Source organism: Photobacterium piscicola (assembly GCF_900166965.1).
GTDB lineage: Bacteria > Pseudomonadota > Gammaproteobacteria > Enterobacterales > Vibrionaceae > Photobacterium > Photobacterium piscicola.
Genome location: NZ_FUZI01000004.1, coordinates 134,973 through 149,979, shown reverse-complemented (window position 1 = coordinate 149,979; position 15,007 = coordinate 134,973). Strand labels below are relative to the sequence as shown.

Annotated in this window: 11 protein-coding genes and 1 pseudogene; 8 read left to right on the top strand and 4 right to left on the bottom strand. The window is 38.8% G+C overall.

The features are described from left to right. Positions 1–11: 11 nt before the first annotated feature. The 5 genes and pseudogenes from lolA to CZ809_RS12080 all read left to right on the top strand — a co-directional run bounded on the left by lolA (position 12) and on the right by CZ809_RS12080 (position 7,008). Positions 12–629, top strand: coding sequence for an outer membrane lipoprotein periplasmic chaperone LolA (gene lolA / locus CZ809_RS12100; protein WP_463510155.1), 618 nt, complete (start codon positions 12–14; stop codon positions 627–629). A 67-nt stretch (positions 630–696) separates the two neighbouring features. Further along, positions 697–2,043 (top strand): replication-associated recombination protein A, encoded by a 1,347-nt coding sequence (locus CZ809_RS12095; protein ID WP_304589990.1) that lies wholly within the window; start codon positions 697–699, stop codon positions 2,041–2,043. Between the two features lie 126 nt (positions 2,044–2,169). Further along, the gene (gene serS / locus CZ809_RS12090; protein WP_080157891.1) at positions 2,170–3,477 is read left to right on the top strand and encodes a serine--tRNA ligase; all 1,308 of its coding nucleotides are present in this window, start codon (positions 2,170–2,172) and stop codon (positions 3,475–3,477) included. Positions 3,478–3,951: 474 nt separating this feature from the next. Continuing rightward, positions 3,952–5,724 (top strand): annotated as a pseudogene (locus CZ809_RS12085) (bifunctional metallophosphatase/5'-nucleotidase); the annotation flags it as partial. A 366-nt stretch (positions 5,725–6,090) separates the two neighbouring features. After that, entirely contained in the window at positions 6,091–7,008 is a 918-nt protein-coding gene (locus CZ809_RS12080) for a DMT family transporter (RefSeq protein WP_080157889.1), read from the top strand. A gap of 81 nt (positions 7,009–7,089) precedes the next feature. Here the strand turns inward: CZ809_RS12080 and CZ809_RS12075 are convergent, their stop codons facing one another. Next, the gene (locus CZ809_RS12075) at positions 7,090–7,647 is read right to left on the bottom strand and encodes a sugar O-acetyltransferase (RefSeq protein WP_080157888.1); all 558 of its coding nucleotides are present in this window, start codon (positions 7,645–7,647) and stop codon (positions 7,090–7,092) included. Positions 7,648–8,343: 696 nt separating this feature from the next. Between CZ809_RS12075 and CZ809_RS12070 the strand changes: the two genes are divergently transcribed. Beyond that, positions 8,344–9,141, top strand: coding sequence for a hypothetical protein (locus CZ809_RS12070; protein WP_080157887.1), 798 nt, complete (start codon positions 8,344–8,346; stop codon positions 9,139–9,141). Positions 9,142–9,512: 371 nt separating this feature from the next. Here CZ809_RS12070 and CZ809_RS12065 read toward each other — a convergent pair whose 3' ends face one another. After that, on the bottom strand, positions 9,513–10,838 hold the full coding sequence (locus tag CZ809_RS12065; RefSeq protein ID WP_080157886.1) for a PIN-like domain-containing protein: 1,326 nt from the start codon (positions 10,836–10,838) through the stop codon (positions 9,513–9,515). Between the two features lie 266 nt (positions 10,839–11,104). Between CZ809_RS12065 and CZ809_RS12060 the strand changes: the two genes are divergently transcribed. Both CZ809_RS12060 and nadS read left to right on the top strand, forming a co-directional pair. Next, positions 11,105–11,479 (top strand): type II toxin-antitoxin system RelE/ParE family toxin, encoded by a 375-nt coding sequence (locus CZ809_RS12060; protein WP_107274914.1) that lies wholly within the window; start codon positions 11,105–11,107, stop codon positions 11,477–11,479. Beyond that, a complete protein-coding gene (gene nadS / locus CZ809_RS12055; RefSeq protein WP_080158158.1) occupies positions 11,472–11,765 on the top strand; it encodes a NadS family protein in 294 nt (97 codons plus the stop codon). The genes CZ809_RS12060 and nadS overlap by 8 nt, the downstream gene beginning before the upstream one ends. Positions 11,766–11,935: 170 nt before the next feature. Here nadS and CZ809_RS12050 read toward each other — a convergent pair whose 3' ends face one another. Together CZ809_RS12050 and CZ809_RS12045 are read right to left on the bottom strand one after the other, a co-directional pair. Further along, entirely contained in the window at positions 11,936–13,255 is a 1,320-nt protein-coding gene (locus CZ809_RS12050) for a dicarboxylate/amino acid:cation symporter (protein ID WP_080157885.1), read from the bottom strand. A gap of 423 nt (positions 13,256–13,678) precedes the next feature. Beyond that, a complete protein-coding gene (locus tag CZ809_RS12045) occupies positions 13,679–15,007 on the bottom strand; it encodes a CoA-disulfide reductase (RefSeq protein WP_080157884.1) in 1,329 nt (442 codons plus the stop codon).

Genomic DNA, 15,007 nt, shown 5'->3' with positions numbered 1-15,007 from the left:
TAGCGAATATGATGAAGAAACTCGTAATGAGCATGTTAGTTGCCGCACCAATGTTGGTTGCGTCAAGTGCATGGGCTGCAACACCGCAACAAGCACTAAGTAGCCGTCTTGATAAAGTGAATGCATTTAGCGCTAACTTTACTCAAAAAGTCACCAGCCCTGATGGTGAAGTTTTAGTAAATGGTACTGGCGATTTATCGATTAAACGCCCTAATTTATTTCGTTGGAAAACCGTGACACCTGATGAAAGTTTATTGGTTTCTGATGGTAAAACCGTATGGTATTACAGCCCGTTTGTTGAGCAAGTAACAGCAATGTGGCTTAAAGATGCGACAGAGCAAACGCCGTTTGTATTATTAACCCGTAATAGTGCAAGTGATTGGTCGAAGTATAATGTCGCTCAGTTAGTGGATACCTTTACCTTAACTCCAAAAGATAAAACATCATCAATGGATAAATTCGTGGTCACGGTATCAAAAGCAGGTGATGTCCGTAATTTCTCAGTCATTGAAACTGATGGGCAACGTAGTCAGTATGTCTTGAGCGATTTTAAACGCACAACACCTGCAGCCAGTTTATTTACCTTTACACCGCCAAAAGGTGTGGAGTTAGATGACCAACGTAACTAATTGTTATTCTAATTAATTATTATGAGAAGGTGGCGAATGAGCCACCTTTTTCTGTCTTAGGGGAGTCATTATATTGAATAATTTCAGCCTAGATTTTTCCTCGGATTTTAGACCTTTGGCAGCAAGAATGCGGCCACGAACGGTAGAGGAATACATTGGTCAACAACATATTCTTGGTGAAGGAAAACCACTGCGTCGAGCATTAAAAGCGGGTCAATTGCACTCGATGATTTTGTGGGGACCACCAGGAACAGGTAAAACAACCTTAGCCGAAGTGGCTGCCAATTATGCCAATGCTGAAGTTGAACGCGTTTCTGCAGTTACCTCAGGCATTAAAGATATTCGCGCAGCAATAGATAAAGCGCGTGATAATAAAATGGCAGGCAGACGTACTATTTTATTTGTTGATGAAGTACATCGGTTCAATAAAAGCCAGCAAGATGCATTTTTGCCACATATCGAAGATGGCACCGTGACCTTTATTGGCGCGACCACTGAAAATCCTTCGTTTGAGCTTAATAACGCTCTGTTATCCCGTGCGCGGGTGTATAAATTAAAATCCCTTGAAGATGATGAAATTCTTGAAGTGATTGAACAAGCGTTAACAGATAAAGAACGTGGTATTAGCGAAACCAATTTTGAGTTTGTAGGTGAAGTAAAACAGCAATTGGCTGAATTTGTACGTGGTGATGCACGAATGTCACTTAATTATCTTGAACAGTTAATAGATATGGCTGAAGAAGATAAGCAGGGCATCAAACAAATCACGGTAGAGTTATTAGCTGAAGTCACGGGTGAAAAAGTTGCTCGGTTTGATAACAAAGGCGATCTTTGGTATGACATGATTTCTGCTGTACATAAATCTATTCGTGGTTCTAATGCCGATGGTGCGCTGTATTGGTTTGCGAGAATGCTGCAAGCAGGGTGTGATCCACTGTATGTTGCGCGTCGATTATTAGCCATTGCATCAGAAGATATTGGTAATGCTGATCCTCGTGCGATGCAAGTCGCTGTGTCGGCATGGGATTGTTATACCCGCGTTGGCGCTTATGAAGGTGAACGAGCGATAGCCCAAGCCATTGTCTATTTAGCCTGTGCTGCTAAAAGTAATGCGGTGTATGTTGCGTTCAACCTTGCTAAAGCCGATGCGCGTGAATTTCCTGATTTTGAAGTGCCGCCACATTTACGTAATGCACCAACCAAACTGATGAAAGAATTGGGCTATGGTGAAGGTTATCGTTATGCTCATGATGAACCAGGTGCTTATGCTCCTGGTGAAGTGTATTTACCGCGCGAAATTCGTGATCGAGTTTATTATCAGCCTTCAAAACGGGGCTTAGAGATAAAAATATCAGAAAAGTTGGATTATCTTGCTTCTTTAGATGCAAAAAGCCCGCTAAAGCGCTACCAATAATAAGGCTTTTTGGGTATCGTTAAGTGATTGGCAACAATTTGTTATGGTTGCCTCCCAACTACAACTATTTTAATAAGAAATGCCTAAATAACGCGCATTTCAGACTATTAAGAGCACAGGATTAGCATGCTAGATTCTAAATTACTTCGAACTGAGCTGGATGAAACAGCTGCAAAACTCGCGCGTCGTGGTTTTAACCTTGATGTAGAAACTTTACGCAACTTAGAAGAGCAACGTAAGTCTCTTCAAGTAAAAACAGAAGAGCTTCAAGCACAGCGTAACTCGCGATCGAAGTCGATTGGTCAGGCAAAAGCAAAAGGTGATCACGCTGAAGCTGAGCGTATTATGGCGGAAGTCGGCAACCTAGGTTCTGAGCTTGATGAAGCAAAAACAGCATTAGCTGAGCTTCAAACTCAACTTGATACTATCACTCAAATGCTACCAAACATCGCTGATGAGTCAGTACCAACAGGTAAAGATGAGTCAGAAAACGTTGAAGTTTCACGTTGGGGTCAGCCAAAAGCGTATGACTTCGAAGTGAAAGATCATGTTGATCTTGGTGAAATGGCTGGTGGTCTAGATTTCGCAAGTGCTGTAAAAATTACTGGCGCACGTTTCATCGTAATGAAAGGTCAATTTGCTCGTCTACACCGCGCAATTGCACAGTTCATGCTAGATCTTCACACTGAAGAGCACGGTTACACAGAAATGTACGTACCGTACCTAGTGAACGCTGACAGCCTATTTGGTACAGGTCAATTACCTAAATTTGGTGAAGATCTATTCCACACTCAACCGCTAACTGAAAAAGTGAATGATGAAGAGCCTCGCGTGCTTTCATTAATTCCAACAGCAGAAGTGCCTGTAACAAACATGATGCGTGACACCATTACTGATGAAGCAGATTTGCCAATCAAGATGACTGCACACACGCCATGTTTCCGTTCAGAAGCGGGTTCTTACGGTCGTGATACTCGTGGTCTTATCCGTATGCACCAGTTCGACAAAGTTGAGCTAGTTCAGATCACTCGCCCTGAAGATTCAATGGCAGCACTTGAAGAACTAACAGGTCATGCTGAGAAAGTGCTACAACTTCTAGAGCTACCTTACCGTAAAGTGGTACTTTGTACTGGCGATATGGGCTTTGGTTCTTGCAAAACTTACGACTTAGAAGTGTGGGTTCCTGCTCAAGAAACTTACCGTGAGATTTCTTCATGTTCAAACATGTGGGATTTCCAAGCACGTCGTATGCAAGCGCGTTTCCGTCGTAAAGGCGAGAAGAAGCCTGAGTTACTACACACACTAAACGGTTCTGGTCTTGCTGTTGGTCGTACTATGGTTGCTATTCTTGAAAATAACCAAGAAGCAGATGGCCGTATTATGATCCCTGAAGTACTACGTAAGTACATGCGTAACGCGACGCACATCGGTTAATCACTGATACTGCACTAAGCATGTAGCTTAAAAACCCAGTCGATAAGGCTGGGTTTTTTTATGAAAGAAAGGTAGAGAGGATTTTAGGGATGAGGTTTCTAGGTCGCGAGTATCGAGATAAAGTGCTTTACCTCGTGCCTTTATTTTAAACAGGATTCATTGTGAATGTATTGTTGGTATGTTTTTTTTCGTGCGGATAACGTTTGTTTTTAGCTTATTTAAAGCGACCTTTGTTATAGGTTTCGATATTTCGAAAAGGTGACTATCGAGATTAAAGACGATGCCGTTTATTGCTTTTCCCTCGGCCCTGATACCTCGTGCCTTGTATTATTCCTTGCGGTTTGTTGTCTTTCCTCATTTCTAAATATAAATCACATAATTGTTATGCATCTCAGGAATATTAATATGTTGATTGTGTATAATTGTGCTCTTATGCCATAGGTGGTTTAAATCAACGGATGAGTCATTCAAGTAATGAATAAGAACATTTATAAAACAGTATTATTTTCCTTTTTAGTTAGTTCACAATCTGTTTATGCAGAGCAAGTCGATATTACAATTTTAGGTACATCAGATCTTCATGGGCGATTTATTCCTTGGGATTACACCACCGATAAACCTAACTTATCCGGCAGTTTAAGCCAAATCGCGACCAAAGTTGGCGAGCTAAGAAAGCAAGATCCTGAGATTATCTTAGTCGATGCGGGTGATGCGATTCAGGGTAATAATATCGAAACCTTTAAAAACGATCCTATCAGCCCGATGATGTTAGGCTTTAACCAATTAAAATATGACGCCTATGTATTGGGTAATCATGAATTTGATTTTGGTTTAAAGGTACTTAAAAATACCATTACAACCTTTAACGGAACGCCACTCGCCGGTAATATTTTCCATAATGCAACCTCTCCTTTTTTACCGTCTTATAAAATTGTTGAACGTAAGGGGGTCAAAATTGGCATCATTGGTATGGATACGCCAATGATCGCCGCTTTTGCTAATGGCAGTGATCGCTTGCAAGATCTGACCTTTAGTAACCCAAGTCTGGAAGTTAAAAAAGTTATTACCCAAATTAAAGATAAAACTGATGCCATCATTTTAGTGGCGCATATGGGTATTGATAACGAAAATAACATTGCCGATACTGGCGTAGGTGATATTGCGCGTGCAAACCCAGAGTTAGCCGCCATTGTTGCGGGCCATATGCACGTTAAAGTAGATAAGGCGATGATCAATGGGGTTATTATTACTGAACCGTATAAATATGGTCGCGCGTTATCTCGCATTGATTTAAATTTCAAAAAAGATGCGCAGGGTAAATACACCCTAATCAATAAAGATAGCTTCACTTATAATATGAATAAATTACCATCAGACCCAACGATGGAAACTATCTTTAAGCCTTATCATCATAAGCTTCAGCAAGATGCGAATAAAGTTATTGGTCAATTAGATGGTCAAGATCTGGTGCCGCAAAATACCATTACAGGCATTCCAGATAGCCAATTACACGACACTGGATTAACGTCACTTTTCCAAGAAGTTGGTTTTTATTTTGCTCCGCAAGCCAATGTGATTGCGGTCCACCTTGATAATATGAATCCATCGTTACCTGTCGGCGATATTAAAGTTAAAGATATTAACTTTAACTACGAATATGCTGGTGGTGAATACACAGTTTATGAAATGACGGGAAAAGATTTAAAAACCTATATGGAATGGTCAGCGGGGTATTTTAATAGTGTGAAGCCGACTGATCTAACCTACAGCTTTGATGCTAAACGTCGTTCATCAAAATACAGTACCCACGACATTTTCGGTGGCGTTACTTACCAAATTGATTTAACCAAAGCCGCAGGTCATCGTATTACCAACCTTAAAATGAACGGTAAACCGATTACGGATGCACAAACTATTAATTTAGGCATGAATAGCTACCGTATGGGACATTTAACGAAAAAAGGTGGGGTACTTGAAGGCCATAAATTTAAGGTGCTGTTTGATTCAAAAGCCCATTACGGCACTGAAGCTGGCACCGTTCGTCAATTAACCATGCGTTATATTCGTGATGTTAAAAAAGGCCATATTACAGGTAAAACTGAAAATGATTGGTCGGTTATTGGCTTATCAACCTCTAAAGCTGATCAACAACGTATCGCTAAACTGGTTAATAGCGGCAAGGTTGCATTACCAAGTATTGATAATGGTCGTTACACCAATACTGCGGCATTAACAGCAGCTGATTTAACCCGTAATACGCACTAATTTTATCAACGATAGTTATTGGTTGTATTGTATTAAGTACGCTATAAAAGGGCACATCATGTGCCCTTGATTTATTATTTCTATGTTGCTGTCTTTCTTCTATAAGTCCCATCATTTCATCGATATTTAATACCGTCCAATAGACCTTATAAAGAATAATGTCTTTATTGTTTTTGATTTTTATAGAAAATATTTACAACTTATTTATTATAAATGGAATAATTTTCTATAAATTGTTTTAGTTGTAGATGTAAATGAAATTTATTTCCCTGATTACGTCCCTATACTGTAATGCATGATTATCGCGCTACAGATGATGATCTAAATTATTATTAATAAGGGAATATTATGAATTCAAAGCTACTTACTATTTTTCTTTTTATCTCTGTTTGTTTAATTTGGGGTACGACTTGGTTTGCGATGGAAGTTGCATTGAATTCTATTCCACCTATTTTTGCCACCGCGCTACGTTTTTTAGTGGCGGCACCTCTACTGGTAGTGTTGACAAAGATCTTCAATCAACCATTGCTATTTCCAAAAGGTAAGCGTCGGTGGTTATTTATTGTTGCACTGATGTACTTCGCGATTCCATTTACGTTGATGATCTTTGGTGAGCAATATATTTCATCTGGTTTAGCATCAATAATCTTTGCCAATATGCCCGTTGCAGTAATGCTGATGTCAGGTCTGTTCCTCAGTTTAAGATTGGCAAAGCACCAAATATTTGGGCTAATTACAGCCGTTGTGAGCTTATGCCTAATTCTTGCAAATGAAATGCAGATGGGAAGCGATGATTATCTCGTTGGTACTGTTTGTTTAGGCGTTGCTGTTGCTATGCACGCAACTATGTATGTATTGGTGCAAAAATACTGTAAAGATATTGAAGTGCTAACCTATAATGCGCTACCGAGCTTCATTGCTGCTCTATTTTTGTTTGCGGTTTCAGCTGTGACTGAAAATGTAAATGTTGCAGTCTTTAGTTGGGATTCAATTTCAGCGGTTGTTTATCTTGGTTTGGTGGCGAGTGTTGGCGGTATTGTTGCGTATTTCAAACTGGTGCAGGTATCAACTCCTTTTAAAGCGTCTATTTGTTTTCTAATTTTCCCTGTAGTTGCGCTATTTATTTCTAGTTATATCAATGGAGAAGCGTTGTCTCAACAATCCTTGATAATGATGCTGCCTCTTCTTGCGGGTATTTTATTGACTAAAGTACCTAAGGGTGTTTTCAAGCAGCGTCGAGCTTTAAAAACAGTGAATAGTCATTAATATTGATTTTCTATTGCAGCCACCAAAGGGTGAAAAGCTTGTTATTGGCATAGACAGCTATTTGTTGTCTATGCCTCTTGATTATTGGTTTTCGTGAATAACTCTAATTAATTTTGCAGGTGTACCACCATAAAGAGAATCGGCGGGTACATCGCAATTAACCACAGAATTTGCGGCAATAACAGAGCGTGCGCCAATGGTCACACCTTGATTGATTACCACGTTGCCACCAACCCATACATCATCTTCAATCGTAATTGTATTCCAAATGGTTTTCCAATTACGGCGATTACGATAATTTAAGTCATGACTAGCGCAGTAAAATTGTGTGTTTGGACCAATTAAGACATTATTACCAATAGTGATTTTAGCCCCATCTAACATAGTGACATTCATGTTGATGTAGGTGTTTTCTCCAATCGAAATTGTTTTACCAAATTCACAATAAAACGGTGAGCGCACAATACTGGATGGCGAAATATTCCCCATTAGCTGTTGAAACAGTTCATCACGCTGAGAGCTATCTATATTTTGGTTAATAGCCTGCAATAGATTTAATGCATTTTGACGAATATTTTCAATACAATCTGAGCCCGCATCAAAATCTTCGCCTGCAAGCATCTTTTCAAATTCAGTCATGTTGCCTCTCAACTTATTTTGTATGGGTTTATTTAACGATAATTCTATCACTGGTGATGTTATTTATTTATCACTCGATATTATAGATGAGACAGTGAGTCATATTTTTGCTATTTATTCGAAAAGAGTAGGAGTGAATGCCAAACCTAACCCCGTCATTCCCTACAGCGAATGCCCGCGAGGGCGATAGGGAATCTACTACTCACGTGTTGTAGGGTTAATTTTATCTATTTTAGGGATTATGACTGTTAAGTATCGCCAATTAGGTGTTTTCATTGTTGTTAACATGAGTAACAAATTAAATACACCATGTTTAGGCTAATTATTTTGAAGAAAACTTATCAAAACAAGACCTAAGCGATACTTTTTATATGAATAGAGATCGTATAGTACGGATTAGATGCATACTGTTAAATAGGCCTTTCATTGCTAACGAATATTGAAATCGTTTCAAATAGGTCCTGAATCGGTAATAAATTTTCAATCGTGTTTTCGATTAATCGGCTTAGGTTGAGGTGAGAAATACACACAACGGTCTTATGGGCGTTCAGATAGCAACATAATAGGCACTTAGAGTTCTGCTGCAGAATTTGTAATCACAAGGATAAGTGTGATGAATGGTGTAAACGGCTCTTGTATGAGTCTGGTATTATATGAGTTATGCTATTTTTCGTTGTATAAGTGTTAGGGGTATGTATGGATAGCGCACATTTGAAAATTCAAAGAGCTGAGAAACACTATAGTGAACTCTATGCTCTATTTGATAAGAAGAAACCTTTTAAATACTTTTTAGAAACTAACTTTAAAACAGGGCAGCGAGCAACATTTGCAAAGAGGGATGTTGCGGTGGTTAACGAAGCAGCCATCATTATTGGAGATTTAATTCATAACCTAAGAGCAGCTATTGATCATAGTTATTGGAGCTGCACATCCGATTTTGCAAAGTCTGAGGGTGAAAAGAGGAATATTCAGTTTCCAATAACTTCGAATGAAGACGCATTGAAAAAATCCACACTGCCAGGTTTACCTAAAAGGGTTTCGGAGTCATTTTCAGAAGGATTAGCTTCTTTGAAGCCATACCGAGAAAATGGTAATAAGCTACTCTGCGCTATTCACGACCTAGACGTAATGGATAAGCATAAGCTGTTAATTCCAACGGGTAACTTTACAAAAATCACTAGTCTTATGTTGCAGAAACAGATACCTGATTTTCCTTCTGGTATAATGAATTGTGGATTCGGTAACTGCCGCAGAGATGTAGTTTGGCATGTTAAGCCTATGACCTGGACGCAAAGAAGGAAATCAAAAATAAAAATACCGCCTTCTAACCTCATAGAGGAAGAACTAGATGTGCCAGTTGACATTGTGCTTAATGATCTAGATATTTCCAAACCAGCTTTGGATGTTCTGCAAGAGCTGATTGTCGTTGCTAAGAATGTTGTAAATGTATTGAATGAAAGCGCAAGGCAAAGGGAGTTTGCAAAGTCCCCCTAACAATAAGCGTTCTATGTGTTTTGATTGAGCATAATACCCGTTACATGAATTTCAGAAGGTCGCTTAGGCGGCCTTTGTTGTATCTGGACGTTACAGCGTATCGGATCGCATTAGATCCATTAAGTTAAATAGGGCTGTTTTTAGCGCAAAGTCATACTACGAGCTGAATGATAGGTATTTGTGGTCTTAGAATCGTTTTTAGGGGCGATTTGACGGGTATTTGGGTCGTATCAGACTGATAAGCGATTTATGCCGAGATTGATTGCCTAAATTAGATTTATTTTAAATCTAATTTAGGCATAAGGTCGCTAATGGCGACCTTTGTTGTTGTCACATATTAGGTCAAATAACATGTATAGTGTTGAGTGTCGCTATTCTTCATTGATATCTTTGGTGTTTTTTTGATTGCGCATGTGTTCTCTAAGTCTTATCAAACTATTGTTGTTAATTTGTTCCATCTGTTTTAATTGTTCAGATACCCTTGCATTCTTAATGAGTCCAAGCTGTTCTAGTCGTTCCATTTGTTCTAATTGTTCAGATACCCTTGCATTCTCAATGAGTCCAAGCTGTTCTAGTCGTTCCATTTGTTCCATTTGTTCTAATTGTTCAGATTCCCTTTTATTCTTAAAAATTCTTAGTTGTTCCATTTGTTCTAATCGTTCAGATACCCTTGTATTCTTAATGAGTCCAAGTTGTTCTAGTTGTTCAGATACCCTTGCATTCTTAATGAGTCCAAGCTGTTCAGATAATTCAGGGTTATTAACAAGATCTATACATTTTTTTGTGTTTTTACTTTCAGATACTAATCTTACATCTTGAATTGAATTATCTGATGTTTGGGTTTCTAGGTGTTGGGATGCATATTTTAAGAACGTATGCGCTTGATAAACATTAATTAGTTTAACTTTTGACTCACTGTATATTTCATCAATCAATTCGGTTCTTAAACCGACTTTTTTACCTTTAACTATTTCCCACCAATCTTCTTTTGTATCGTCAGTCACAAAAATTAAGTGCTCAATATCAAACGCATTTGAGTGTTCAATGATTTGATTCCAAATGAAAAAATCGCCAAATTTATTTTGATATCTCACGCCTTTAAATGAGAATGACCCATTTTTATTCTGATCTTCATAGCCCGGCGGTACTTTTGAGTTAAAACGTGCTTCACCATCTTTTTCTAGTTTATCAATCTCACCTTGGGTAGGGGCTTTACCAACTTTACCTTCAAATAAATTATCTAATTTTTCGCGAATATCATCTTTAGAACTTACCTGAATACTATTTTTTTCTAATGTATCTAAATTATTAAAAAAATCGTCTTTTAAAGCCTCTATTCCCTTTGTTAATGGATCTGGATCTATATGACTATGTCTAGTTCTCAGTTGTAATTGATCTAATTTCTTTTGAAGTTCATTAACCATAGAGTTGATTGTGTTTTTTGTCTCAGCAAATTTTTTATGCTGCTCTTCAATTACCCCTAATCTATTTCTTTGATATTCAAGGGCTACATGATGAGGTATCCAAATTTTGTTTTGGATTTTATTGAGAATATCAAGGAAGTCCTTAGTTGTTTCAGATTGATAACGATATAAATTAGTTAATATATTTGTATCAAATACAAATGTTGCATTCTCCCAAAGCTCTTGTAGTTCACTTTCTTGGGGTTTATAAAAACTTTTGAATGTGGATTTCACTCTGTTCTCGCTGTTCTATGGTTAGTTTAATTGGTTAATCATTCATACTAACCTGTGTGCGTATAAAAGATTAACGTTAAAAGTGCCCATAGCTGCGTTTTTTGTATCTGAGTGTTACTGCACATCTTTTAGTACGCATAAATAGACATACTGTTAAATACCGCCCAATTTGAGGCGGTATTTTTGTATGTGATGTGGATTTAAAATAAATCTACTTTAGTGCTTATTATCAGCTCTCTTGCTTAAAATATTTGACTAGGTGTACAATGTACTCCTATGTTGAGATAGAGGAACTGGAAATCAACAGCGCAATTGAGTTTATAGAGACGCCATTATTTGAGTCTCTACGTAAGGAGCTAATTAGTGATGATGAATATCGAGCCTTACAGTCAGATATTATTGTTAGCCCTGATATTGGGCAGTTAATTGTAGGGACTGGCGGCTTACGAAAGATCCGATTAGCCGGAAGTGGGTCAGGAAAAAGTGGTGGTTATCGGTCTATTTATTTGCTGATCAATCCTGATACCGTTTATTTCCTTTTGCTCTATAAGAAAGGTAAAAAAGACACTTTAACCGACAATGAAAAAAAAGTGTTAAAACAAATATCTCAGTCGATTAAGAGAGAACATGATCATGAATGACAGTATTTTTGATGATTTATATACTTCTTTGAAACAAGCAGAAAGTATCGCAAAAGGTGAGTTAAGTCCTGCGAACGTAATTCGAATCGAAGTTGCTGATGTTAAAGCGATTAGAAAAAAATTAAATGTTAGTCAAAAAGAGATGGCTATAGCTTTTTCTGTTAGTGTTGATACGGTAAAAAGTTGGGAGCAAAAACGTCGTAATCCTACTGGATTAGCGAGTAAAGTTCTTTGTTTGTTAGATAAAGAGCCTGAATTATTTTCAAAATTTTCTACTGCTCAATAATAAAACCTGTGATGTTAAATACCGTCTCTATAGGCGGTATTTAACATCAGAAGCGCAATAGTCAATTAGGTGGTAGCTGTTCCTCGTCCCTACAACCCTATATCCCAACCAAAAAAAGGGCACGAAAAGTGCCCTTGAGTTATGTTGTGTTCGCAAGTTTTTACTCGCTGTTATGATTTCTGTGCTTGAGGGTTTGAATGGAAACGAACCGCTTCATCTTCTGTTGCTGCTAGTGGATCATTGAAACGTTCCACATCCATTTCACCTTCTGATTTAGCAACAATACAGGTTACGACGCTATCACCTGTGATGTTAACGGCGGTGCGTACCATATCAAGCAGACGGTCAACACCCATAATCAGTGCGATACCTTCAACCGGTAGACCGACTTGGTTAAGTACCATCGCCAGCATAATGAGACCAACGCCCGGAACACCTGCCGTACCTACTGAGGCTAGTGTTGCGGTTAGAATAACCATTATGTAATCAGTCATTGTAAGGTCGATATTAAACGCTTGGGCAATAAATACTGTTGCCACACCTTGCATGATGGCGGTGCCGTCCATATTAATGGTTGCGCCAAGTGGTACAGTAAATGAGGCAATTTTATTGTTAACGCCTAAACGCTTAGTCGCCGTTTCCATCGTTACAGGAATGGTGGCATTTGATGATGCGGTTGAGAACGCAAACATCACTGCATCTTCCATTTTCTTGAGGAAGGTAATTGGGCTTAAACCAGTAAATGCTTTTAGCATCACGCTGTAAGTGACCAATGCATGCAGTAATAGTGCAGCTACTAAAACAAGGAAGTAGTTAATTAAGCTATAGATAGCGTCAAGACCTAATCCTGTGAACAATTTCGCCATTAAAAAGAACACACCGTATGGGGCAATGTTCATCAATAATGCTACCAGCTTCATGATCACTTCATTTAAATCAGCAAAGACTGCTGCCAGACGCTCGCCCGGTTTACCTGCGGCACTGATTGCAATACCAAATAAAACCGCAAAGACAATAATTTGAAGCGTGTTACCACTTGCCATTGCGCTAATAGGGTTAGTTGGGAACATACCCACAATAACACTGCCTAGTGATGGCGCTTCTTTTGATGCAAATGTTGTTGCTGCACTTAAATCAGCACCGGCACCTGGCTGGAAGATATTTGCCATGGTCAGTGCAAGGGTAATGGCTAAGGCTGTCGTGGTTAGATAAAACGCTAAGGTTTTTCCGCCTAAACGACCCAGTGTTGCTAAATCTTTTAATGAGCTAGTACCACAAACCAGCGATACAAATACCAGAGGCACAACTAACATTTTTAAGCTGGCAATAAAGATTTTACCACCGACATCAAACAGGCCATTTACGATATAGTCATGAATAAAAGCGACATCAGCAAAAAGGGAACGGATCATAAATCCTGTCAGAATACCTAAAATCATACCGAGGATCACTCGGCCAGTTAGTGACATTTTTTTCTTTTCTGTCGTCATTAGAAGTTATCCTTAATGTTTATTTCTCTCTGTCCATCGATTATCAGAGTGCGTTCGGAGAGTAGCAGTTATTCATCTGTTAACGCGAAGTAATAATTGTTATTAACCGCTAAAATTTGCGTTAAGTCACAAATTTTATACCGATTTAATGTTTATAAAATCTATTTTTAACTAATATTTAACGAAAATTGCGATTTGAATGTATATTATTTTAATAAAACGTTGTTTTTTCGAGGTGTATAGTCGGGATTTTCGAGGCGTAACGATTAGTGGTAAAAATGGCGAGTGACTCGTCAGTGAGTCTGGCGATCAAAAAAGGATGATAAAAAGAGGAAAGAGAAGACAGTCACGTAGTGTTTGTTGGAGGATTTATCAAAAATACGTGACTGTGGGGCTACATGTTAATGCAATTAAAACTGGTAATTATTTCGCCACATTACCCGCGACATTCATGATATCCCAAGTACGGGAAAATGGCGGCGCATAGGCAAAATCCATCATACCTAATTGTTCAGTTGTTGCGCCAAGGCTGATGGCTACGGCAAGGGCATCAACACGGTGAACAGCACCTTTATTACCAATCATTTGTCCACCAAGTAATTTTTTATTATCAGAGCGGTAAACCAATTTAATATAAAGTGGTGATTGACCTTCACAGTAGTTGGTGTGGCATTTATCACTGATATATACGGTGCTGTAATCAATATTCGCTTGTTGAGCTTCACGCTCTGAGAGTCCGGTGCGAGCGGCTTCTAAGCCTAAAACTTTGACACAACTGGTGCCTAATGTGCCGTCATAACTGAGGTTTTTGCCAGCGATATTTTCACCGACTAAACGGCCCATTTTATTGGCGCCTGTTGCGAGTGGAATATAAACAGGTTGTTGTAACTGTGCATGCCAAATAGTGGCGCAATCGCCAGCCGCCCAAATATTATCTAGTGATGTTTTCCCTTGTTGATCAATGATTATTGCGCCATTGGCTAAACGTTCAATGCCTGTTGCTGCAATAAAATCTGTATTGGGCTTCACACCAGTACAGCAGATCACTAGATCAGTCGCATAAATGTCTTTATCGGTTTTAATACTAGTAACACGATCATCACCAATAATCTCACTCACTGATTCTCTAAGGTGAATCTGTACGCCAGCTTGTTCAAGTTCAGGTTGAATATGTTGGCTGATTTCAGTATCAAAGGCATCGGGAATTAAGCAGGCGGCACGTTCAATTAAGCGTACTGTTTTACCTTGATGGATCATCGCTTCAGCCACTTCTAAGCCAATAAAACCAGAGCCAATAATCGTGACATGTTGGCATAGTGGATCGGCAAGGGCGGTTTTAATATCAAGGCCATCTTGCATACGACGTAGTGAATAAACCCCATGTTTTTCAAGGCCAGCTATTGGGGGTAATATTTCTTTGGCCCCTGTTGCAATCATTAAACGATCATAATGGGTAACGAGTGTTTCCCCTTGATGTTCAACGGTGAGTTGCTGCTGTTGTGGGTCGAGACCAATAACACGATGTTGAGTTAAGACCTGAATCCCTTTTTCTGCAAATTGTGCTGGGGTAAATTCCGCCATGAAATTAGCGTCAGAAAATTCATCACCAATATAATAAGGTAGGCCACAAGCGCCAAAAGAGATCACATTAGACGCTTCATAAACAACAATCTCAGCGGTTGGGTTAATGCGTTTTGCTTTTGCTGCTGCGCTCATGCCAGCGGCTTCACCACCAATAATGATAATTTTCAT